This window comes from Corynebacterium comes (genome assembly GCF_009734405.1).
Classification (GTDB): domain Bacteria; phylum Actinomycetota; class Actinomycetes; order Mycobacteriales; family Mycobacteriaceae; genus Corynebacterium; species Corynebacterium comes.
Map to the genome: position 1 here is coordinate 2,136,644 of NZ_CP046453.1, position 21,444 is coordinate 2,158,087.

Here is a 21,444-nt window from a genome sequence, read left to right on the forward strand (position 1 = left end):
ATGACCAGGAAGTCCTTTCCCAAGCCCTCCGAACTGCCGGTGCCCGCAGGCGCCGAAGGGTGGGAGAAAATCTACCCCTACTACCTCGTCTTCCAGGACAAGCTGAAGGACAAGGAGAACGAGAAGTTCTGGTTCTGCGACTCCCAGCACTGGCCGACCGTGTTCAAGCCCTTCGAGACCATCGGCGGCGAATTCGCCGTCAAGTGCCTGGGCCAGTACAACGCCCGCCACCTGATGATCCCCAACGCCAACGGCATCGAGTTCCGCGTCCACCTGGGTTACCTCTACATGTCCCCGGTCAGCGTCCCCGAGGATGAGATGGCCGCCCGGGTCCCGGAATTCCAGGCCCGCATCACGCACTACTTCCAGAACTGGGAGCCCATGCTGGAGGAGTGGAAGAAGAAGGTCCGCGGGACCATCGACGAGCTCGAGTCCCTCACCTTCGACCGCCTCCCCGACATGGTCCCCATGTCCGACATCGAATCCGGCAAGGCCATGGACGGTTCCGAGGTCCTCCTGGAGAACTACGACCGGCTCATCGCCCTGGCCTACCGCAACTGGCAGTACCACTTCGAGTTCCTCAACCTCGGCTACATCGCCTACCTCGACTTCTTCAACTACTGCAAGGAGGTCTTCCCCGACATCCCGGACCAGTCGATCGCCCAGATGGTGCAGGGCGTGGACATGGAGCTGTTCCGTCCGGACGACGAGCTCAAGGAGCTGGCGCAGCTCGCCGTCGAGCTGGGCCTGCAGGACAAGTTCAGCGACCCCGACGACGCGGAGGCCACACTGGCGGCGATCACCTCGGCCGCCGGCGGCGACGTCTGGATCGCGCGATGGGAGCAGGCCCAGGATCCGTGGTTCAACTTCACCACCGGCAACGGGTTCTACGGCCACGACAAGTACTGGATCGACTACCTCGAGATCCCGCTCGGCTTCATCGCCGACTACATCCGACGCCTTGACGAGGGCCAGACCATCAAGCGCCCGACCTCCGAACTCATCGCCGAGAAGGACCGGATCGTCGGGGAATACCGCGACCTGCTCGACGGCGAGGCCCAGGGCATCTTCGACGCCAAACTCGAGTTGTCCGCCACCGCCTACCCCTACGTGGAGAACCACAACTTCTACATCGAACACTGGACCATGGGCGTCTTCTGGCGCAAGGTGCGCGAGCTCTCACGCACCATGCACTCCTACGGTTTCTGGGAGGAGGAGAACGACCTTCTCTACCTCAACCGCAACGAGGTCCGCGACGCGCTCTTCGACCTGGTCACCGGCCACGGCGTCGGCGCACCGGACGGTCCGATCGGTCCGATCTACTGGCCGGAGATCATCGCCGAGCGCAAGAAGATCGTCACCGCGCTGAAGACCGCCCGCCCGGCGCCGGCGCTGAACACCCCGCCGCAGGCCATCACCGAGCCGTTCACCCGCATGCTCTGGGGCATCACCACCGAGCAGGTCGAGTCCTGGCTCGGCGTCGCCGAGGAAGGCAGCGAAGGCGTGCTCAAGGGCATGGCCGCCTCCTCCGGCATCGTCGAGGGGCGCGCCCGCCTCATCATGGACTCCGAGCAGCTCTCCGACATCCAGGACGGCGAGATCCTCGTCGCCCCGGTCACGGCCCCGAGCTGGGGCCCGGTCTTCGGCAAGATCAGGGCCGCCGTCACCGACATCGGCGGCATGATGAGCCACGCCGCCATCGTCTGCCGCGAGTACGGCCTCCCGGCCGTCACCGGCACCGGCAGCGCCACGACCACCATCACCGACGGTCAGCTCATCCGCGTCGACGGCACCACCGGCAAGGTCACCATCCTCGACGGCGAAGGGGCCGCCCCCACGGTGGCGGGCCCCGGCGCGCACTCCCACTCCCATGACCACGCCCACGAGCACACCCCGGAGCCCGCGCATGTCTAGCCGCACCGTCCTCGTCACCGGCGCAGCCGGCGGACTGGGCCGCGCCTTCGCCCTGGGATTCGCCCGCCGCGGGGACAACGTCGTCGCCGCCGACCTCAACCTGGACGGCGCAGAGGAGACCGCCCGGCTGCTCGCCGAGGAGGGCGTGACATCCCTGGCGGTGAAAGTCGACGTCACGGACCCCGCCTCCACCGTGGAGCTCGCGGCCGCGGCAGCGGAGTTCGGGGAGGGCCGGATCGATGTCGTCATCAACAACGCCGCCATCTACGCCACCGTCACCCGCTCCCCGCTCGAGGAGATCGACCCGGCCGAGTGGGACCTGGTGATGGGGGTCAACCTCAAGGGCCCGTGGCTGGTCACCCGCGCCGTCAGCGAGTACCTGCCGGCCGGCGCCCGCATAGTCAACCTCTCGTCGGCGACCGTGATGTCCGGTTCCGCCCACTGGGCGCACTACGTCGCCTCCAAGGGAGGAGTCATCGCCCTGACCCGGGTCATGGCCAAGGAGCTCGGCGCCCGCGACATCACCGTCAACGCCGTCGCCCCCGGCTTCACCCTCACCGAGGCCAGCCTCAACCTCATGGACGACGCCGCCACCTACGGCGTCGACCGCGGATCCATCAGGCGTGCGAGCCAACCCGAGGACATCGTCGGCGCGGCACTCTTCCTCGCCTCCCCCGAAGCGGGCTACATCACCGGTCAGACCCTCGTGGTCGACGGTGGCCGCCAGTTCATCTGACACCACCCCACACTTCCCAAGGAGCCAGCATGACCACCATCCAGTACACCGACGCAGAGGGCACGACCCGTCTCATCGAGGCGAAGATCGGTGACTCCGTCATGGAGACCGCCGTCCGTAACGGCGTCCCCGGAATCGTCGCAGAATGCGGCGGCTCCCTGTCCTGCGCCACCTGCCACATCCTCCTGGACGAGGAGCAGGACCCCGCACAGCTGGCGGAGCTGCCGGAGATGAGCGACATGGAGGACGAGATGCTCTACGGCACCGCCTGTGACCGACAGGACAACTCCCGACTCTCCTGCCAGATCCCCGTGACCGAGGGCATGGCACTCGCCGTGACCACCCCCGAGACCCAGGTCTAGGGAGGACAACCACCATGACAACCACCACGACCGGGCTGCTGATCATCGGCGCGAGCCAGGCGGGGGTCCAGCTGGCGATCTCGCTGCGCGCCCTCGGCTTCGACGAGCACATCACCCTGCTCGGCGAAGAGGACCACCGTCCCTACCAGCGCCCCGCCCTGTCCAAGGAGTTCCTGCAGGGCAAGTACGACAAGGAACGCCTCATCTTCCGCTCCAACGAGTACTGGGAAGAGCACGACATCCGCCTGGTCAAGGGCACCCGCATCGAGCGGATCGACAAGTTCGCCGACGGGTCCGGAACCGCCGTGGCCGCGGACGGCACCGAGTTCGCCTTCACACGCCTCGCCCTCGCCGTCGGCGCCCGCGCCCGCCGCCTGGAGATTCCCGGCGCGGATCTGTCCGGCATCGTCTACCTGCGCAACGCCGACGACGCCCTGGCACTCAAGGCCTCCCTCGACGGCGTCGAGAACGCCGTCGTGATCGGCGGCGGGTTCATCGGCCTGGAGGCGGCCTGCTCGCTCCAGGAACTGGACAAGACCGTGACCGTCATCGAACACGGCCCCCGCCTGGTGGGTCGCGCCGTCGGCGAGGAGACCTCCGGGTACTTCCTGCAGGCACACCGCCGCAGCGGGATGGAGGTGCTGCTCGACACGGGCGTCGAGAAGTTCATCGGTGATGAGGAGGGCCGGGTGGCCGGGGTCGTCCTGGCCGACGGCACGCAGGTGCCCGCGCAGCTGGTGCTCATCGGCATCGGCGTCATCCCCAACACGGAGCTGGCCGAGCAGCTCGGCCTGCAGGTGGACAACGGCATCGTCGTGGACCGCCACGCGCTCGCCTCGGACGGCACCACCGTCGCCGTCGGCGATGTGGCCAACCAGCCCAATCCCCTGCCCGGCACGCCGGAGGGCGAACGCATCCGCCTCGAGAGCGTCAACAACGCCATCGAGCACGCCAAGGTCGCCGCCTACTCGCTGGTGGGCCAGCGGGAGGACTACGCCGGCATCCCCTGGTTCTGGTCGAACCAGGGCGACCTCAAACTGCAGATCGCGGGCCTGTCCCTGGGCTATGACTCCACCGTCATCCGGCGTGATGACGCCCGCGGGAAGTTCAGCGTCCTCTACTACCGGGACGGCCAGATCGTGGCCGCGGACTGCGTCAACCATCCCCTCGACTTCATGGCCGTGCGCAACGCGCTGGCCAGGAACCAGAACATCCCGGCAGACGAGGCCGCCGATTCCTCGACCCCGCTCAAGTCCATCGTCAGAGATCTGGAGACCGCATCATGACCACCTCCCCACCCACCTGGGCGCCGGCCACCCCGGAGCAGCACGCGGACGATCCCCGCGCCCGTGCCTTCGCGCAGGATCATCCCCGGCGGCCGATCCCGAGCGACCACGAGGTCGAGGCGTCCCCGATCTGCCTGACCCCCGGCACCGGCCTGGAGGAGCTGTGGCGTGCGATCGTCCCCGAGACCCGTACCCGCGCCAATGACCTGCACCTGCCTATCGCCACCGCCTACGCCTCCCGGTTGTGCGACGCCTATCCGCAGGCCGACCGGGAACTGGTCCTCGTGGCCACCGCCCTGCACGACACCGGGTGGGCCCACGTCGATGAGTCCCGCATCGTCTCGGAGGGGTTCCGGGGCGACTGGCGCAAGGCCGCCATCCGCTTCGAGCATGAGGCGGAGGGCTGCAACGTCGCCCGGCGTGTCCTGCCGGAGCTGGGTTATGACGAGGAGTTCATCGACCGTGTCTGCGAGATCATCGACGGCCACGACACCCGCCACGTCGCCTACTCCCTGGAGGATGCGATCGTGCGCGACTCTGACCGCCTGTGGCGCTTCGACCGGGCCGGCATCGCCATGTCGACGTCGTGGTTCGGCATGGACCCCGCCGTCTACGTCGACCGCCTCCAGACCGAGATCGTCCCTGAACTGATCACCGACGCCGCCCACCAGATCGCCCGCGCCGACCTGGACCGTTCCCGTCACCTGCTCCGGACGGAGACCATCCGATGACCGCCACACTTATCGACGCCCGCGCCCGCCGCGCCGCCCTGTCTCTCCCCCACACCCACGTCGACGACTTCTACATCGACGGCGACTGGCGCCCGGCCGCCAGTGGGCAGCGCAACCCCGTGGTCGACCCCGCCACCGGGGAGACCTGGGGTTCGGTGCCCGCGGCCACCGCCGCAGAACTCGACCTGGCCGTCGCCGCCGCCCGCCGCTCCCTGAGTGAATGGTCCGCCCTGACGGCCGCCGAACGCGCCGGTCACCTGCTGCGGATCGCCGACGAGATCGAGTCCCGCGCGGAGCAGCTCGCCCACACCAACACCCGCGAGAACGGCTCCCCGGTCTCCGAGACCCTGGGCGCCGCCGCCAACGCCGCCGGCATCTTCCGCTACTTCGCCTCCCTCGCCGGCTGGCTCGACGCCGAGGACGTCCGCCCCTTCCCGGCCGGCGGCGCGGAGACGGTCGTGGAGAAGGATCCCATCGGGGTCTGCGGGCTCATCGCCCCCTGGAACTTCCCGATCAACCTGGTGGTGATCAAGCTGGCCCCGGCGCTGCTCGCCGGCTGCAGCGTCATCATCAAACCGGCCTCCCCCACCCCGCTGTCCATCCGTTTCATCATCGAGGCCGTGGCGGCCGCCGGCGTCCCGGCGGGCGTGGTCAACCTGCTGACCGGCCCGGGCCGCTTCGGTGACGCGATCGTCCGCCACCCCGGCATCGACAAGATCGCCTTCACCGGCTCCACCCCGGTCGGCCGGAAGATCGCCGCGGCCTGCGGTGAGCTGCTGCGCCCGGTGACCCTGGAGCTCGGCGGCAAGTCCTCGGCCATCATCCTCCCCGACGCCGACCTGACGGCCGTGTCCCGGGTGCTCATCCGCTCGTGCATGCGCAACACGGGCCAGACCTGTTACATCTCCACCCGCATCCTCGCCCCGGCGTCCCGCTACGAGGAGGTCGTGGAGATGGTGGCCGACACCATCGCCGCTGCGCCCCAGGGTGATCCCCTGGATCCGGGAACCGTGTTCGGCCCCGTGGCCACCGCCGCCCAGTTCGAGTCGGTCTCCGGTTTCCTCGACTCCGCCCGGGCTGAGGGCGCCCGCGCCGTCACCGGCGGATCGCCGGTCGTGCTCGGCGGCGGCCTGGCGGAGGGCGTGTTCATCGCGCCCACGGTGCTCGCCGACGTCACCCCGGACATGACCGTGGCCAGGGAGGAGATCTTCGGTCCCGTGCTCACGATCCTGCGCTACGACGACTCGGACGGCACCGCCGACGAGGCGGTCGACCTGGCCAACAACACGGACTTCGGCCTCGGCGGTCTGGTGTTCGGCGCCGACGAGGATCAGGCTCTGGCGGTGGCCCGCCGGGTCGACTCCGGCTCGGTCGGCATCAACTTCTTCGGGTCCAACCACGCCGCCCCCTTCGGCGGCCGACACGACTCCGGCATGGGTGTGGAATACGGCATCGAGGGGCTCAGCGCCTACCTCTCCTACAAGTCGATCCACCGTCGCACCGCCTGAGCGACTGCTGCTGGTAGCGTCATCCGCACCATGAGCACGCTGTACCTGCGCCACATCCACCGGCGGCTGCTGGACCGGGCAGTGATCCGGTCGGCGGCCGCCGGTGGCCGGATCCTGCTGGTCGACGGCCCCGCGGGCGCCAACCCCGCGAGCGTGCTCGACGCCCTTGCCGCGCAGCTGGCCGACAGCGCCCAGACCCGCATCCCGCTCTTCCCCTGGCACGCCGGTCAGGCGGACTACCTCCGCGGGCTGCTGCCCTCCCGGCTCGATGCCCACGTCCTGCTCATCGACGACCTCCACCACGCGGATCAGGCCTCCCTCCACTACCTGGTCTCCCGCGTGCGCAGGCCCGATTCGACCACCACGGTGATCGCGTCCGTGGACGGGCCGGGGCTCCATCACCTGGCCACGGATGTCCTGCAGCTCCCGCCGCTGACCTTCGCGGAGACCGCCGGCTACCTCCAGGTGACCACCGGGTCCCGGATACCCGCGGACACAGTGCGTGTCATTCATGAGATGACGCGGGGTCTGCCCACATTCATCGACGACCTCGTCGCGGCGACCCCCGCGGGCCATCTCGCCGAACCCGGCGCGGCGGTGCCGGTGCCGGAGAGCTGGCGGACCCGCTGGGCACAGATGACCGGGGGCCTGGAGCAGGAGGAGATCGACCGTCTCGTCGCAGGCGACCTCAACGTCCCGGCCGCCTTCCGCGCAGGCATCGTCCATTCCGTGCCCGCCCCGACCCGCACGGAACTCAGGTTCGTCGACCCCCGGGACGCCGCGGTGGCCCTGAGCAGACGCCCCACCGCCCCCGGCCCGGACCTCGGCCCGGCCCCCGGTACCGAAGAGTACGAGGCCCGGCACCTCGCCCGGGCTCTGGAGCTCACGGCCCGACTGGATCTGCCCGCGGCGGAGGTCCACCTCAACGAGTGCCGCGGGCTCGTCGACCCCCTCGAGCAGGACAGCCTGCGCGGTTACCTCGCGCTCAACCGGGGCAGACGCCGACGCGCCCAGGTGTTCCTCTCCGACACCGGGGCACTCCCCCGTCACGCCGCCCGCAGCGTCCTCCTCTCGCTCGCCGACTGGGACCTGACGGGGATGAGGGAGAAGGCGGCGTCGATAAGCGTGGCGACCCGGGACCCGCGGGACGTCCGTGCGCACATGGAGGCGCGCATCCTCGCTCTCATCGCCGAGGCGGGGTTGTCGGGGACGATGCCCGCGATCGACCTCGAGCCGCAGGACCAGCTCAACCGGCAGCGGCTCGACATGGTCCACGGCTGGCTGTCGCTCACCTTCGACGATCCCCTCACCGCCCGGGAGAAACTGCAGTTCTTCCCGGGACAGTCACTCTCCATCGGTCTGTGGCAGGACGCCTGGCTCTCCCGGACCCTCTACGTCCTGGGCGAATGGTCCAACGCCGCGATGATCGTGGAGCGTGGGCTGGCCAGTGCAGAGGTCCACGCCATGCACCTGCTCGAGCCGATGCTGCTGTGGACGGGCGTGCAGATCGCCGCCATGCAGGGTGAGCACCAGCTGGCGCGCGACTACCTCCAGCGACTCACACTCAGCGAGAACGCCTTCCTGCTGCAGTCACTGCCCGCGGCGATGGGCCGGATGATCGTGTCCGCGACCAACGCGGACCTTCCGACCGCCCTGCGGGCCGGTGAGCTGCTCGCCAGGACCGTGGCGTCGACGGACACCCAGCACCCCGGGTTCTGGCCCTGGGAGGATGTGTACGCCCAGACCCTCATCCGCGCCGGGCGCATCGAACAGGCGGATGAGGTGATCACGACGGCGGAGGCGCGGCACACCCCCTCCGGCCTCGTCTCGCTCATGGCCAAGAACGCGGTGCCCCGGGCGACGATCCAGTTCCAGCGGGGCGAGACAGCCGCGGGTCTGCGGACCTTCGAGGCGGCCGTCGAGGCGATTTCGGGTACCCCCATGCCCGCCTACGAGGCCCGCATCCTCTTCGAGTACGGGAAGGTGCTGCGCCGGCACGGGCGTCGATCGCGGGCGGACGAGGTGCTCTCGCAGGCCGCCGAACTCTTCGCGCAGATGGGTGCGACCGTCATGGTCGGGCGCTGCCTGACTGAACGTCGGATCGGCGGGATCAGCGGCACCGCGGGAGGTTCCGGGGCCGGTACGGACAACCCGCACGGTCTGACCCCCCAGGAGGAGCAGATCGCCGTGCGGGTCGCGGAGGGGGCGAGCAACGCGGACGTCGCCCGGGAGCTGACCCTGTCCACGAAGACCGTGGAGTACCACCTGACGCGGGTGTACCGGAAGCTCGGGGTGAGCTCCCGGTCGCAGCTGCGTGGGCTGCTGGGGCGATAGCGTGCCGGGCGTGTCAGGATCGGGCTGACTCTCTTCCGTACCCCGTCTTTTTCCGACGGTGCCCCGGCGAGATCAGCTCAATTCCGACACCCTCCACAGATCAGACCTTCCTCCGGACGTAGATCGGCCGGGTGAGGCTGAAGAGGACCGCCCCGAGCAGGCCGACGGCGGCGTAGGCGAAGAAGCCCCACGGGTGCGCCAGCCCCAGGCTGATGAGCAGCCCGCCGAGCAGGGGGCCGGAGATCGCGCCGAGGCGTCCGATGCCGGCGGAGAAGCCCATCGCGGTCGCGCGCATGGACGACGGGTGGTTCTCGCCGACGAAGGCGTAGACGAGGTTCTGTGAGGAGAACACGAACACGCCCGTGATGAACACGACCACGTACAGCCCGATGAGCGGCATCTTGATGGCCAGCATCGCCAGGAACACCGCAGATGTGACGAACCACAGCAGACCGGTCTTGCGTGGCGAGTGGATGTCGGAGACCCGGCCGGCGATGATCAGGCCGACGATCGCGCCGATGTTGAGCACCATGAGGAAGCCCAGGGCGTTGCCGAGGTCGTAGTCCGCCGCCCGCATGATCTGCGGGAGCCACGTGTTGAGACCGTAAACCAGGAGCAGCCCCATGAAGGACGCGCCCCAGATCGCCAGGGAGTTGCGGCGGTATTTCGGGGAGACCAGTGCAGACAGGGAACTCTGCTCCTTCTGGTCCTGCGCGGCGGCGAGGTCGAGTTCGTCGCTGAGTTCCATGCCGTAATTGTCGGCGATGGCCTCCGCCTCTTCTCGACGCCCCTTCGCCAGCAGGTACTGCGGCGATTCCGGCAGCAGGAAGTACATGACCGGGGTGAGGATGAGGCCGGGCACCGCGCCGACGATGAACAGGGAGTGCCAGCCGAAGTCCGCGATCATGAGGATCGCCAGCAGCGCGGTGAGCACGGCACCGACGTGGTAGCCGGTCATGACGGTGGTGGTGGAGGAACCGGCCCGGGAGCGTCCGCGGAATTCGGTGACCATGGAGATCGCGGTGGGCAGGCAGCCGCCGAGGCCGACGCCGGCGAGGAAACGCAGGAGGATGAACATCCAGACGCTGCTCACGAAGCCCATACCCAGAGTGAGCAGGGAGAAGGCGAGGACGGAGACGATCATCACCCAGCGGCGGCCGAGCTTGTCGGTCAGGGTGCCGATGGCCAGGGCGCCGATGGTCATGCCGACCAGGCCGGAGGTGGCGATCTGCGTGCCTTCGGCTGCGGTGAGGTTCCAGGCGGGATCATCCATCATCGACGGCATGACCGCACCGAGGACGACCATGTCGAAGCCGTCCAGCAGGACCGCGATCCAGCACAGCAGCGTGACGATGAACGGACTGCGGGCCACGCCGACAGGGACGCGGGAGGGGGAACTGATGCCGGTGCTCATCTATACCTCGAAGGTCGGGAGGTCGATGCCCACGTACTGCTCTGCCAGGTACTTGCGGCCGGCCTCGGTGGCCAGGACGGAACGCAGCTCGGCGCGGCTGCGCTGGGTCTGGAAGTAGGGGTCCTCCGGGACGGTGTGGAGCATGGAGGACATCCAGTAGGAGAAGTGCTGGGCCTTCCACACACGCGGGACGGCCAGGGCGGAGTACTGGTCGAGCAGGTCGGTGTTGTTCTTCTTGATCGCCCGGGCCAGGCCCGGCGCCAGGACGGAGACGTCGGCGACGGCGAGGTTGAGGCCCTTCGCGCCGGTGGGCGGCACGGTGTGGGCGGCGTCGCCGGCGAGGAAGAGTCGGCCGCGCTGCATCGGGTCGGTGACCGCGGAGCGGAAGCGCAGGACGGCCTTGTCGAAGATCTCCCCTTCGGCCACGCGCAGGTCATCGGTGCTCACCCGCTTGTGCAGCTCCTCCCAGATGCGTTCGTCGGACCACATGTCCACGGAGTCCTCCGGGTTGCACTGGAGGTAGTAACGCTGGACGGTGTCGCTGCGGGTGGAGATCAGCGCGAAGCCGTCGGGAGAGTTGGCGTAGATCAGTTCCTTCTGGGTCTTCGGGGCGTTGACCAGGATGCCGAACCACGCGAAGGGGTACTCGTGCTTCGAGCGCACTGCCCCGGGCAGCTCGGTGATGAGCTTGCGGTTCGGGGAGGCGGAGCCGTCGCCGGCCATGACGTAGTCGGCGGTGAGCTGCAGCTGCCCGCCGTCCTCGCCGGTGTAGGTGATGGTGACCTGGTCGTCGTCATAACCGGTGACGTCATCGACGGTGGTGTTGAACAGGATCGGCTGGCCGTCGGCGAGGCGCCGGGCGATGAAGTCCTTGAGGTACTCGTGCTGCGGGTAGACGGCCATGTGGTGGCCGGTCAGGCCCGCCAGGTCGATGCGGGTGCGCTCGCCGTCGATGGCCAGCTCAATGGCGTCGTCGATGTCGGCCTCGCGGTCCATGCGATCGCCGACGCCGGTCTCCCGCATCAGTCGCATGGTGCCCTGCTCGAGGACGCCGGCGCGGACGGTCTCCTCGACCTCCTGCCGGGAGCGGGACTCGAAGACCACGGACTCGATGCCGTAGTTGTGGTGGAGCAGGTGTGCCAGGGTCAGGCCGGCTGGGCCGGCACCGATGATGGCGACTGGAGTGTGGGTCACGTCAATTGTCCTTAGTGGTGGTCAGTTGTTGTCGATGTCGGCCACGGCCGCCGACAGCAGCTTGAAACCGTGGTTGGAGTTGGGCACGCCGGCGTAGACGGCGGTGTGGAGGAGGACCTCGCCGATGACGTCGGAGTCCACGCCCGCACGCAGCGCGGCGCGGATGTGCATGTCCAGCTCGCCGTCGTTGCCCACGGCCGTGAGGATGGCGATGGTCAGCAGGCGGCGCTGGGTGTGGTCGAGTGCGTCGCGGTTCCAGATGTCGCCCCACGCGGTGCGGGTGATGAAGTCCTGGAATTTCTCGGTCACCGGCGTCTGCTTCTCGACGGCCGCGTCAACGTGCGCGTCACCGAGCACCGCCCGGCGGTTGCGCATCCCGACCTCGTGGGCCGCGGCGCGGCCCTCCTGGTAGTTGTCCGTCATGTCAGTGTCCATCGTGGTGTCCTTCCCGGGGGCGGAGCACGGCGTCGACGATGTCGCCGGCGTGCCCGGTGTTGAGGTTGTTCAGGTCGTGGCCGGTCAACGCGATGTTGCGGGCCATGGCGTCGGTGTCCACACGGATGCCGTCGAGGCTGGTCCGGATGCGGGAGACCGCGGATGCGGTGGCGGCGAGCAGGTCGCGCAGCGTCTGCCATTCGGCGTGCCAGCTGCCCACCCCGCGCTGCCAGCGGCAGTCGAGTGCGTCCAGCAGGGTGGCCGCCAGGGCCGGGGTGCGACGGGCGTAGCCGTCGCAGGCGACTGCGGCGGCCGGGTTGGCCTTGTGCGGCATCGAGGAGCTGCCGCCCGGGGTGGCTTCGGCGAGTTCGCCGATCTCCGTGGCCGAGTACGCCACGACGTCACCGGCGATCTTGCGCACGGCGCCTGCGACCCGGGCCGCGGACACGCCCACGGCGACGAGCGGCTGACGGTTGGTGTGCCACACCACCGGGGTGGCGGCCAGGCCGAGGCCCTCGGCGAGCAGGTCATGGACCTTCACACCGTCCGGGTGGGTGGCCACCAGGTTGCCGGTGGCGCCGGCGTACTGCACGGGCAGGGCTGCGGCGGCGGCGGACAGTGCGGCCGAGGCCTGCTGCACTCCCTCCAGCCAGCCGACGACGACCGCGCCGAAGGTGGTGGGCAGTGCCTGCTGGCCGAGGGTACGGCCCATGACGGGGGTGTCACGATGGGTCCGGGCGAGCTCGGCGAGCAGGGCCTCCACGCCCGTCAGCTCGCCGTCGAGCACGCTGATCGCACGGCGGCTGCACAGCACGAGCGCGGTGTCGATGGCGTCCTGGCTCGTCGCCCCGACGTGCACGCCACCGGGGTGCTCGCCTGCCCGGCGCTTGAGCTCGGCGGCCAGCGGGATCGCCGGGTTGCCGCCGGCGGCCGAGGCCACGGCTATGGCGGCGAGGGTCTCGGCGTCGACCTCGAAGCCGGCCACCGCCGTCCGGGCTGCCAGGGCGGACTCCGGGTCGATGATCCCGGCGCGCTCGGCGGCGTCGGCGAGCGCACCTTCAAACTCGACGATGGCGTTCAGGAACGCGACGTCGGAGAGGTGCTCGTGCGCGGCGGTGTCGCCGCCGGCGAGATCACCGTAGAGGGAACGGCTCAGGTCCATGGATTGTCCTTGGGGTGTGGGTCAGATGAGGAAGAACGGGGTTTCGCGCGCCGGGTCCTCGTGCTGGACGACGATGTTCAGGCGGTAGCCGTTGCCGTTCTTCTCCGCGACGAGCAGGTGGCGGCGGGACTCGTCGACCAGCTGCAGGACCGGGTCGACGGCGTTCGCCTCGGTGTTCTCCGGGAAGTAGAGGCGGGTGTAGAGACGCTCGAGCATGCCGCGGGCGAACAGGCCCAGCTTGAGGTGCGGGGCCTCGGTGTCCCGGCCGTCGACCTCGATCGCGCCCGGCAGAAGGGTGGTGAAGGTGACCGATCCGGTCTCGTCGACCATGCCGCGGCCGAGGCCACGGAAGCCTTCGGCGCTCGCCTTGCCGCCGGTGCGCGGATCCAGCGGGGAGTTGAACACGCCCTGTCCGTCGGTCTGCCAGATCTCGATCATGGCGTCGGCGATCGGATCACCGTTGCCGTCGATGACGGTGGTGGTGACGTGCACGGCGCCTTCGGTGCCCTCGGGGACGATCTTCTCGGAGTCCTCGAGGGTCAGGCCGATGTGGACGTAGGGCCCGACCGTCTGGGAGGGGGTGATGCCGAAGCCGGCCTCGTCCTGGTCCAGAATGTCGGAGACCGGGTAACGGAACTCGCCGGTCTTGTGGGTGTCGATCATGGTGGATGCTCCTGGGGGTCGTCTGTGTTCTGCTGCGGACGGGAACTACTCGAACGGGGTGGCGTGACGGCCACGCAGCACGATGTCGAACTTGTAGCCCAGTGCGTGGTTCGGTCGGGTCTCGTCGTAGTCGAAGACGGCGATCATGCGCTCGCGGGCGCCGGCCGGGACCGAGTTGTAGATGGGGTCCTGGAAGAACATCGGATCCCCCGGGAAGTACATCTGGGTGATCAGCCGCTCGCCGAACTGGCGGCCGTAGAGGGAGAAGTGGATGTGTGCCGGACGCCAGGCGTTGTGGTGGTTGCCCCACGGGTAGCAGCCGGGCATGACAGTGAGGAAGCTGTAGTGTCCGTTCTCGTCCGTCATGGTGCGCGCGATGCCGTTGAAGTGCGGGTCGAGCGGCGCCGGCCAGGAGTCGTTCTTGTGGCGGTAACGGCCGGCGGCGTTGGCCTGCCATGCCTCCACGAGGGTGTGGGGAACGGGCTTGCCGTCCCAGCCGAGGACTCGACCGTGGACGAAGATGCGCTGTCCGATGGCCTCGCCGCCGTTGGCCTGGGTCATGTCGTTGTCGGCGTCACCGAGGTCGCGGTCCCCGAAGACCGGGCCGGTGATTTCGCCGAGCCGCTCGGGGACCAGGATGAGGTCGTTTCCCGGGTTGCGCTTGACGGTGGTGCGGTACTCCGGGAAGAGGAGCGGAGCGAAGAACCCGTCAGTCGACACGTTCTGCTTGTCAGAGGAGTGCAATGTGAAGCCTCTCTAGTGGTGGGCCATCAAGTGATGACCGTCACGCTAGAGGGGATGTTCAGCCTTAAGCAATCCGTTCACCTGCCGAACACCAAGGGCCCGGGCCTACCGCTCCGAGCTGGGGATTCACGCCGGACCCGACCCAGGGGTTCATTAGGGGTGGGCGCCAGGGTTTCCGGGACGACGCCCGTCAACCCCAGAAGATCGGGTCCTCGTGACTGTCGAGGAAATCCAGCAGCTCCTGGACCTTGACGGTGGGCTCACGCCGGTCGTAGAGGTGGAATTTCCCGTTCCGGTCCCGCCAGTAAAGGCTCCACAACCCGGTCTTCATGGTGAAGCGCAGGCGGGCCACCGGGAAGGTGCTCCATTCCAGGCCCTCCTGCCACGGTGGGCGGCGCTCGACGATGGTCACGTGCCGGTCGGCCACCAGGGCCTCCACCCGCAGCTGCTCCTGCACATGTTCGGGCACGCGGGTGGCGCACCATTTCCGGATCCGGGCGACGTCGAGTTCTGGCTTGGCCATGCCCGCATGTTACTTCGGGGCCTGCAGCTTCTGCCGCAGCAGCGTCTTGACCTCCTCGACGTCCAGCACCGTGCCGCTGCTGACCACGGCCCCGTCGATGACCAGCGCCGGGGTGCTCATGACGGAATAGGCGGCGATCTGCGCGTAGTCGGTGACATGCTCGATGGGCTCGGCGCTGCCCATCTCCGCCAGAGCCCGGGTCACGGACGCCTCGAGCGCCTGGCATTTCCGGCACCCGGGGCCGAGGATCTTCACGCGTGCGTCACTGACCTCCGGGGCGGACATGCCTACCTGGATGGTCTCCTTCTTCTTTCCGAACAGTCCCATGATGGTGCCTCTTTCCTAGATGAGGAGGTGTTGGGTGAGGTTGAAGAAATAGCCGACGATGATGATGCCGACCAGGCAGATGCCGATGAACACGGCGAGCAGCCTGCCCGAGATCACACGTCGGAGCATGATCATCGAGGGCAGGCTCAGCGTGGTGGTGGCCATCATGAACGCCAGGATCGTACCCAGCTGGGCGCCCTTGCCCAGCAGGGCCTCGGCCACCGGCAGGGTGCCGAAGATGTCCGCGTACATCGGCGCACCCAGCAGCGTGGCGATGATCACGCCGAAGGGGTTGTTGCTGCCCAGGGCGGTCTCCACCCAGCTGGCCGGGATCCAGTTGTGGATCACCGCACCGACGCCGACACCGATGAGGATGTAGGGGATCACCGAGACGAACGTCTCCCTGGTCTGCTGGACGGCGTAGTCGGTGCGTTCGCGCCGGCTCAGCGTCGGCTCATCCTCGACCACCTGCCCCGGTCCCCCGCCGGGACCCGCCCCCGCCCCCGACCCCGCGGCCACCGGCGCCGGGATCACGGGGGCGGCGAACTGTGCGACGTGGGATTCCATCCGCAGCTTCTCGATGATCGTGCCACCCACCACCGCGACCAACAGCCCGAGGATGACGTAGGCGAAGGCCGTCCTGAAGCCGAAGATACTGGCCAGCAGAACAAGGCTGGCCAGGTCGACCATGGGCGAGGAGATGAGGAAGGAGAAGGTCACCCCCAGCGGCAGCCCGGCAGCCGAGAAGCCCATGAAGATCGGGATCGAGGAGCAGGAGCAGAAGGGTGTGACCGTGCCCAGCAGCGCGCCCACGGTGTTGGCCCGCAGGCCGCGGAAGCGGCTGAGGATCCTCCGGCTGCGCTCGGGCGGGAAGTAACTCTGGAGGTAGGAGACCGCGAAGATGAGCACGCAGAGCAGCGCGGAGATCTTGATCAGGTCGTAGATGAAGAACTGCACGCTCGCGCCGATGCGGGTGGCCGGATCCAGGCCCACCGCAGCCAGACCTTCGCCGACCACCTGGTTGAGCCACGCCATGCCCAGCACCTGACGCTGCAGGAAGTCGAGCGCCTCACCGATCAGGTTCATCCCACACGCTCCTCATGATCCGCAGCGGAGGGGTGGGACGGCGTCGAGAAGCTGCCGCAGCGGGGCCAGCCCCTCGGGGATCACCGAGAAGTGGGCCCAGCGGCCGACCTGCTCGCGGGAGACCAGGCCGACGTCGACCAGTTTTTTCACGTGGTGGGAGAAGGTCGGCTGGCTGATGCCGAAAATCTCCGGCATCCGGCAGGCGCAGACCGTGGAGCAGCAGTTGGCCGCCAGGTGCGAGTAGATGCGCAGTCGGACGGGATCGCCGAGCGCCTTGGCGATCTCCGCGCAGCGCCGGGCATCATCAGCCGTGATGACGGCCGGGCCGGTCCGGTTGTCCATGATCCCCAGATTAGTGCACGTATTGATGGTTGCCTATACGTTTCGGCCTCAACGGACGGACATCACACACCCCTTCAGTGAATATAAATGCGGGACCGGAGGCCCCGGTCACGTAATCTCCCAGATCGTTCACGGCTCACGGAGCTTCGCCCGCGCTGCCGTTCCATCCATCGCCCCCATCCGCCCTGCCTCTCCCCCGGAGCCCCGGTACCCGAGGTGCAGCTGCATGATCTCCGAAAGACAGACTTCCTCGTGGATATCCGACAGCTCATCGACTCCTCCCGGATGACCTCCTACCAGTGGTTCATCATCGGGCTGGCCTGCTTCCTCAACGCGCTCGACGGTTATGACCTCGTCGCCATGGCCTTCACCTCCACCTCCGTCTCCGCGGAGTTCGGCCTGTCCGGCGCACAGCTCGGCTGGCTCCTCTCCTCCGCGCTGATCGGCATCGGCCTGGGTTCGCTGTTCCTCGCGCCCCTGGCCGACCGCTACGGCCGGAAGAAACTCATCCTCCTGTCCCTGGCCATCGACCTGGTCGGCCTCACCATGTCCGCCACGGCCGACAGCTTCGGCGAGCTGCTCGCCTGGCGGGTGCTCACCGGCATCGGCGTGGGCGGCATCCTGGCGTGCGTCACCGTGGTGGTCGCAGAGTTCTCCAACCTGCGTTTCCGCGGCCTGGCCATCGCCATCTACGCCTCCGGCTACGGCCTCGGTGCGGCCGCCTGCGGCATGCTCGCCGCCCGGTACATCCCCGACCACGGCTGGCGCTCCATCTTCTTCATCGGTGCGGCCCTGACCGCCGCCGCCCTGGTGCTGACGGTCTTCGCCCTGCCCGAGTCCGTCGACTACCTGCGCGCCCAGGGCCGGGACGGGAAGGTCCGGTCGATCGCACGCCGCATCGGCATCCGCGAACCCTTCACCATCGCCCCCGCCGGCCCCGCACCGCAGAAGTCCAGCCTCTCGGAGATCCTCTCCGGGCCTTACCTGTCCACCACCATCAGGCTCTGGATAGCGTTCTCACTGATCACGGCCGCCTTCAACTTCGCCAACCAGTGGACCCCGAAGCTGCTCACCGAAGCGGGTCTCTCCGCCCAGCAGGGCATCATCGGCGGAGTCATGCTCTCCTTCGGCGGGACCATCGGCTCGCTCATCTTCGGCGTGCTGACCACGCGTATCGACGCCCGCCGTCTCCTCACCGTCTTCTCCCTCCTCTCCGCGGTCGTCCTGGTCACCTTCATCTCCGCCGCCTCCGTGCCGATGCTCATGTTCGCCACCGGCGTGGCCGTGGGAATGCTCCTCAACGCCTGCGTCACCGGCATGTACACCGTCACCCCGCAGGCCTACCCCACGGCTCTGCGCACCACCGGCGTCGGTTCCGCGATCGGCGTCTCCCGCGCCGGCGCGGTCCTGGCCCCCATCGTCGTCGGCTATCTTCTCGACGCCGGCTGGTCCCCCACCGCCCTCTACGTCAGTGCCGCCGCGCTCGTCTCCCTGACGGCGCTGGCACTGATCGGCGTGCGGGAGTACTCTGCCCGGCGCGAGGTCCAGGCCCCGGTGGAGGTCCCGGCCGTCGCCGGTTAGAGAACGGGCGACCGCAGGGCGGTGACCTCCACCCGCAGGAAGGGAAAGAGCGGTCGCCCGGCCAGCAGCTCATGCAGCTCCCCGGAGTCAGCCGACTCCAGCACGAGGAACTCAAGCTGCTCCCCCGCCGCCCGCCAGTCGTGGACCAGCGCCCCATTCTCCCGCAGTCCGGCGAGGTGGAGCCGGTCCCGCTCCAGGTAGTCCGCGCGGACCTCGGGATCCATTCCGGGGGGCAACCCGATCCGGATCCGGCAGTGGAACTGAGCCATGGCGTGCCTCCTGTTTTTTGCTGTTCGACCGCCGATGCTACGTGCCCAGGACCCGGCGCAGCTCCACCAGGACCTCCCGCAGCTTCTCCCGGTTGTGCGCCCCCAGCCCGATGACGATGCCCGGGCGGTCCGAGGCCGTCCAGTAGCGGCTGAGCCCTTCGACCGCCAGCCCCCGGGTGCGGCAGCGTGCGATGACCTCGTCCTCGTCCTCGCCGAGTTCGATGACCGCGTGGAGGCCCCCGTTCATCGGGATGCCCCGCGGGAAGATCTCCGCGAAAATCTCCCGACGCCGCCGGTACTCCCGACCCATCCGCGCGGTGTGCCGGCGCATGCCGTCATTCTCCAGGAAATTGGCTATCGCGTCCTGCACGATGCCGGAGACCGGGAGCATGTGCCGGGCGACGTCGTCGTGCAGCCGTTCGGGCACCACCAGGTAACCCAGGCCGAGCGCGGGGGTGAGGGTCTTGGCCAGGGAACCGAGCAGCGCCACCGACCCCTGCGGGTCCAGGGCGGCCAGCGCCGGGTGAGTGGGACGCAGCTCCGAGTCGTAGTCGTCCTCGACGAGGATGGCCCCGCTGCGCCTCGACCACTCGATGAGCTCGAAGCGCCGGGCCGCCGACATCTGGGAACCCGTCGGGTACTGATGGTTGGGCATCACCAGCACCACTTCCGGCGCAAGCTCCGCGAGCCGACTGACGCTGAGCCCCTCCTCGTCCACCGGCACCGGGACCACCTCCCGGCCCAGGTTGCGGGGCACCTGGTGGAGCGTCGGGTAGCCGGGGTCCTCCACCGCGACGACCCCTTCGGTGGCCATGAGGATCAGCCGTAGCCCGTCACGGGCGCCGAGGGTGACCACGATCTGTTCCGGGCTGACCGCCACCGACCGGGTCATCCGCAGGTGCTCCGCCAGCAACCGGCGCAGGCGCGGAGAACCCTGGCCGGGATAGGCCACCGGCTCCGCGGCTGCGGCACGCCAGGCCCGCCGCCACAACGTCGATGCGAGGAGCGCGGTGTCCGGCACGCCGGGGCGCAGGTCCCCGAGCAGCCGTGGCCGGGCCGGGACACCGGGCGCCGGGTGTTCCGGGCGTGGGGGTCGTGGCAGTTCGGGGTTGACCCGGGTGCCGCCGCGGGTGGCCACCAGGTATCCCTCGCCGCTCAGCTGATCGTAGGCGGCGACCACGCTGCCCCGGGAGATTCCGCGCTGACGTGCCAGGACACGGGTGGAGGGTAGGGGGTCACCGGGACGCAGAGTTCCGGCGGTGATGCGGGTGCGCAGGTCCTCGACGATCTGGCCGGGGAGGCTGCGGAAGGGTTCGATAGTCATGGTGGTACAAAATTATGGCAGGAATGTGGACTTCATGTTGGTCCACGCCGGATGTCAGGATGGACGCCATGACTGAAACACATGGTTCCCCTCTGGTTAAACGCGGACTCGCCGAGATGCTCAAGGGCGGTGTGATCATGGACGTGGTCACCCCGGAGCAGGCCCGCATCGCGGAGGACGCAGGCGCCGTCGCCGTCATGGCACTCGAGCGCGTCCCCGCCGACATCCGTTCCCAGGGCGGCGTCGCCCGCATGTCGGACCCGGATCTCATCGAGGCCATCATCGACACGGTCTCCATCCCCGTCATGGCCAAGGCACGCATCGGCCACTTCGTCGAGGCGCAGATCCTCCAGACCCTCAAGGTCGACTACATCGACGAGTCGGAGGTGCTCTCCCCGGCCGACTACCGCAACCACATCGACAAGCAGGGCTTCACGGTCCCCTTCGTGTGTGGCGCGACCAACCTCGGCGAGGCGTTGCGCCGGATCACCGAGGGCGCGGCCATGATCCGTTCCAAGGGTGAGGCCGGCACCGGCGACGTCTCCGAGGCCACCCGGCACATCCGCACCATCAACGCCGAGATCGCCGCGCTCGCGGCCGCCTCCCCCGATGAGCTCTACGTCCGCGCCAAGGAGCTGGCCGCCCCCTACGATCTGGTGAAGGAGGTCGCCGAGACGGGCAAGCTCCCCGTGGTCATGTTCACCGCCGGCGGCATCGCCACCCCGGCCGACGCCGCCATGATGATGCAGCTGGGCGCGGACGGCGTCTTCGTCGGCTCCGGCATCTTCAAGTCCGGCAATCCGGCCGAACGTGCGGCCGCGGTGGTCAAGGCCACCGCCTTCTTCGACGACCCGGAGGTCGTCACCGAGGCCTCCCGCGGCCTGGGCGAGGCCATGGTGGGCATCAATGTCACCGACCTGGCGGCCCCGCACCGTCTCGCCGAGCGCGGCTGGTGATCGTCGGCATCCTCGCCCTGCAGGGCGGGGTGGCCGAACACGCGGAGATGATCCGGGGCCTCGGTCACCGGACCCGCGGGATCCGCCGGGCCGGTGAGCTCGAGGGCATCGACGCACTCATCCTGCCCGGGGGCGAGTCCACCACGATGAACAGGCTCATCGACCTCTTCGGCCTACGGCAGCCGCTTATCGACGCCGCGCGGCGGGTGCCCACGATGGGCTCGTGCGCGGGCCTGATCCTGCTCTCCAGGCTCGGAGTGCTCGACGTCGACGTGGAACGCAACGCCTTCGGCCCGCAGGTGGACTCCGAATCCCTCACCCTGCCCTGGGGGGAAGCAGAGATCACGGCCGCCTTCATCCGCGCGCCGGCAGTCACCCGCGTAGGCGGGGACGTGGAGATACTCTCCACCTACCGCGGCAGCATCGTCGCGGTGCGGCAGGGCGACGTGCTGGGGATGTCCTTCCATCCCGAGCTGACCGGTGACGCCACCGCCCACCGCGCGCTTCTCCACGCCGCACGACCGCCGGCAAAGAACTGATCCCCGCCCCCTGC

Annotated in this window: 22 protein-coding genes; 10 read left to right on the plus strand and 12 right to left on the minus strand. The window is 68.8% G+C overall.

Translation table 11 applies throughout. The annotated features are described in order from the left end of the window. Genes CETAM_RS10230 through CETAM_RS10260 form a run of 7 tightly spaced genes read left to right on the plus strand, consistent with a single transcriptional unit; the run spans position 1 to position 8,871 of the window. Positions 1-1,914 (plus strand): PEP-utilizing enzyme, encoded by a 1,914-nt coding sequence (locus CETAM_RS10230; protein ID WP_156228767.1) that lies wholly within the window; start codon positions 1-3, stop codon positions 1,912-1,914. Then, entirely contained in the window at positions 1,907-2,650 is a 744-nt protein-coding gene (locus tag CETAM_RS10235; RefSeq protein ID WP_156228768.1) for an SDR family NAD(P)-dependent oxidoreductase, read from the plus strand. The genes CETAM_RS10230 and CETAM_RS10235 overlap by 8 nt, the downstream gene beginning before the upstream one ends. Positions 2,651-2,679: 29 nt before the next feature. After that, positions 2,680-3,012, plus strand: coding sequence for a 2Fe-2S iron-sulfur cluster-binding protein (locus CETAM_RS10240; protein WP_156228769.1), 333 nt, complete (start codon positions 2,680-2,682; stop codon positions 3,010-3,012). A 14-nt stretch (positions 3,013-3,026) separates the two neighbouring features. Continuing rightward, entirely contained in the window at positions 3,027-4,298 is a 1,272-nt protein-coding gene (locus CETAM_RS10245) for an NAD(P)/FAD-dependent oxidoreductase (protein WP_156228770.1), read from the plus strand. Continuing rightward, a complete protein-coding gene (locus CETAM_RS10250; RefSeq protein WP_156228771.1) occupies positions 4,295-5,029 on the plus strand; it encodes an HD domain-containing protein in 735 nt (244 codons plus the stop codon). The genes CETAM_RS10245 and CETAM_RS10250 overlap by 4 nt, the downstream gene beginning before the upstream one ends. An 11-nt stretch (positions 5,030-5,040) precedes the next feature. Beyond that, positions 5,041-6,537, plus strand: a complete 1,497-nt coding sequence (locus CETAM_RS10255) for an aldehyde dehydrogenase family protein (protein ID WP_156229478.1) — start codon at positions 5,041-5,043, stop codon at positions 6,535-6,537. Between the two features lie 30 nt (positions 6,538-6,567). After that, positions 6,568-8,871, plus strand: a complete 2,304-nt coding sequence (locus tag CETAM_RS10260) for a helix-turn-helix domain-containing protein (RefSeq protein ID WP_156228772.1) — start codon at positions 6,568-6,570, stop codon at positions 8,869-8,871. Between the two features lie 100 nt (positions 8,872-8,971). Here CETAM_RS10260 and CETAM_RS10265 read toward each other — a convergent pair whose 3' ends face one another. The 10 genes from CETAM_RS10265 to CETAM_RS10310 form a co-directional block, all read right to left on the minus strand. Further along, entirely contained in the window at positions 8,972-10,285 is a 1,314-nt protein-coding gene (locus CETAM_RS10265) for an MFS transporter (protein ID WP_156228773.1), read from the minus strand. Beyond that, a complete protein-coding gene (locus tag CETAM_RS10270; protein WP_156228774.1) occupies positions 10,286-11,479 on the minus strand; it encodes a 4-hydroxybenzoate 3-monooxygenase in 1,194 nt (397 codons plus the stop codon). Positions 11,480-11,500: 21 nt separating this feature from the next. Beyond that, a complete protein-coding gene (gene pcaC / locus CETAM_RS10275; RefSeq protein WP_231587456.1) occupies positions 11,501-11,914 on the minus strand; it encodes a 4-carboxymuconolactone decarboxylase in 414 nt (137 codons plus the stop codon). Then, positions 11,904-13,076 (minus strand): lyase family protein, encoded by a 1,173-nt coding sequence (locus tag CETAM_RS10280; protein ID WP_197085724.1) that lies wholly within the window; start codon positions 13,074-13,076, stop codon positions 11,904-11,906. The genes pcaC and CETAM_RS10280 overlap by 11 nt, the downstream gene beginning before the upstream one ends. Before the next feature lie 21 nt (positions 13,077-13,097). After that, positions 13,098-13,739 carry a protocatechuate 3,4-dioxygenase subunit alpha gene (gene pcaG / locus CETAM_RS10285; protein ID WP_156228775.1) on the minus strand — a complete coding sequence of 214 codons (642 nt, stop codon included), beginning with the start codon at positions 13,737-13,739 and terminating at the stop codon, positions 13,098-13,100. Positions 13,740-13,784: 45 nt separating this feature from the next. Further along, complete coding sequence (pcaH, locus tag CETAM_RS10290) at positions 13,785-14,459, minus strand: protocatechuate 3,4-dioxygenase subunit beta (RefSeq protein ID WP_156228776.1); 675 nt, start codon at positions 14,457-14,459, stop codon at positions 13,785-13,787. A 214-nt stretch (positions 14,460-14,673) separates the two neighbouring features. Continuing rightward, complete coding sequence (locus CETAM_RS10295; RefSeq protein WP_156228777.1) at positions 14,674-15,006, minus strand: DUF3024 domain-containing protein; 333 nt, start codon at positions 15,004-15,006, stop codon at positions 14,674-14,676. Between the two features lie 9 nt (positions 15,007-15,015). Next, positions 15,016-15,333, minus strand: coding sequence for a thioredoxin family protein (locus CETAM_RS10300; RefSeq protein ID WP_156228778.1), 318 nt, complete (start codon positions 15,331-15,333; stop codon positions 15,016-15,018). 15 nt (positions 15,334-15,348) lie between these two features. Beyond that, positions 15,349-16,419 carry a permease gene (locus CETAM_RS10305; protein WP_156228779.1) on the minus strand — a complete coding sequence of 357 codons (1,071 nt, stop codon included), beginning with the start codon at positions 16,417-16,419 and terminating at the stop codon, positions 15,349-15,351. 12 nt (positions 16,420-16,431) lie between these two features. Next, positions 16,432-16,761, minus strand: a complete 330-nt coding sequence (locus CETAM_RS10310) for an ArsR/SmtB family transcription factor (RefSeq protein ID WP_156228780.1) — start codon at positions 16,759-16,761, stop codon at positions 16,432-16,434. 252 nt (positions 16,762-17,013) lie between these two features. Here CETAM_RS10310 and CETAM_RS10315 point away from each other — a divergent pair, with 252 nt between their 5' ends. Next, the gene (locus tag CETAM_RS10315) at positions 17,014-18,342 is read left to right on the plus strand and encodes an MFS transporter (protein ID WP_156228781.1); all 1,329 of its coding nucleotides are present in this window, start codon (positions 17,014-17,016) and stop codon (positions 18,340-18,342) included. Here the strand turns inward: CETAM_RS10315 and CETAM_RS10320 are convergent. Both CETAM_RS10320 and pdxR read right to left on the minus strand, forming a co-directional pair. Continuing rightward, positions 18,339-18,611, minus strand: a complete 273-nt coding sequence (locus CETAM_RS10320) for a muconolactone Delta-isomerase family protein (RefSeq protein ID WP_156228782.1) — start codon at positions 18,609-18,611, stop codon at positions 18,339-18,341. The two genes, CETAM_RS10315 and CETAM_RS10320, sit on opposite strands and share 4 nt — an antisense overlap. A gap of 37 nt (positions 18,612-18,648) precedes the next feature. After that, on the minus strand, positions 18,649-19,935 hold the full coding sequence (gene pdxR, locus CETAM_RS10325) for a MocR-like pyridoxine biosynthesis transcription factor PdxR (RefSeq protein ID WP_156228783.1): 1,287 nt from the start codon (positions 19,933-19,935) through the stop codon (positions 18,649-18,651). Positions 19,936-20,003: 68 nt separating this feature from the next. Between pdxR and pdxS the strand changes: the two genes are divergently transcribed. Next, the gene (gene pdxS, locus CETAM_RS10330; RefSeq protein ID WP_156228784.1) at positions 20,004-20,891 is read left to right on the plus strand and encodes a pyridoxal 5'-phosphate synthase lyase subunit PdxS; all 888 of its coding nucleotides are present in this window, start codon (positions 20,004-20,006) and stop codon (positions 20,889-20,891) included. Further along, entirely contained in the window at positions 20,888-21,430 is a 543-nt protein-coding gene (gene pdxT, locus CETAM_RS10335; RefSeq protein WP_156228785.1) for a pyridoxal 5'-phosphate synthase glutaminase subunit PdxT, read from the plus strand. Before pdxS ends, pdxT begins: the two co-directional genes overlap by 4 nt. Positions 21,431-21,444: the final 14 nt, after the last annotated feature.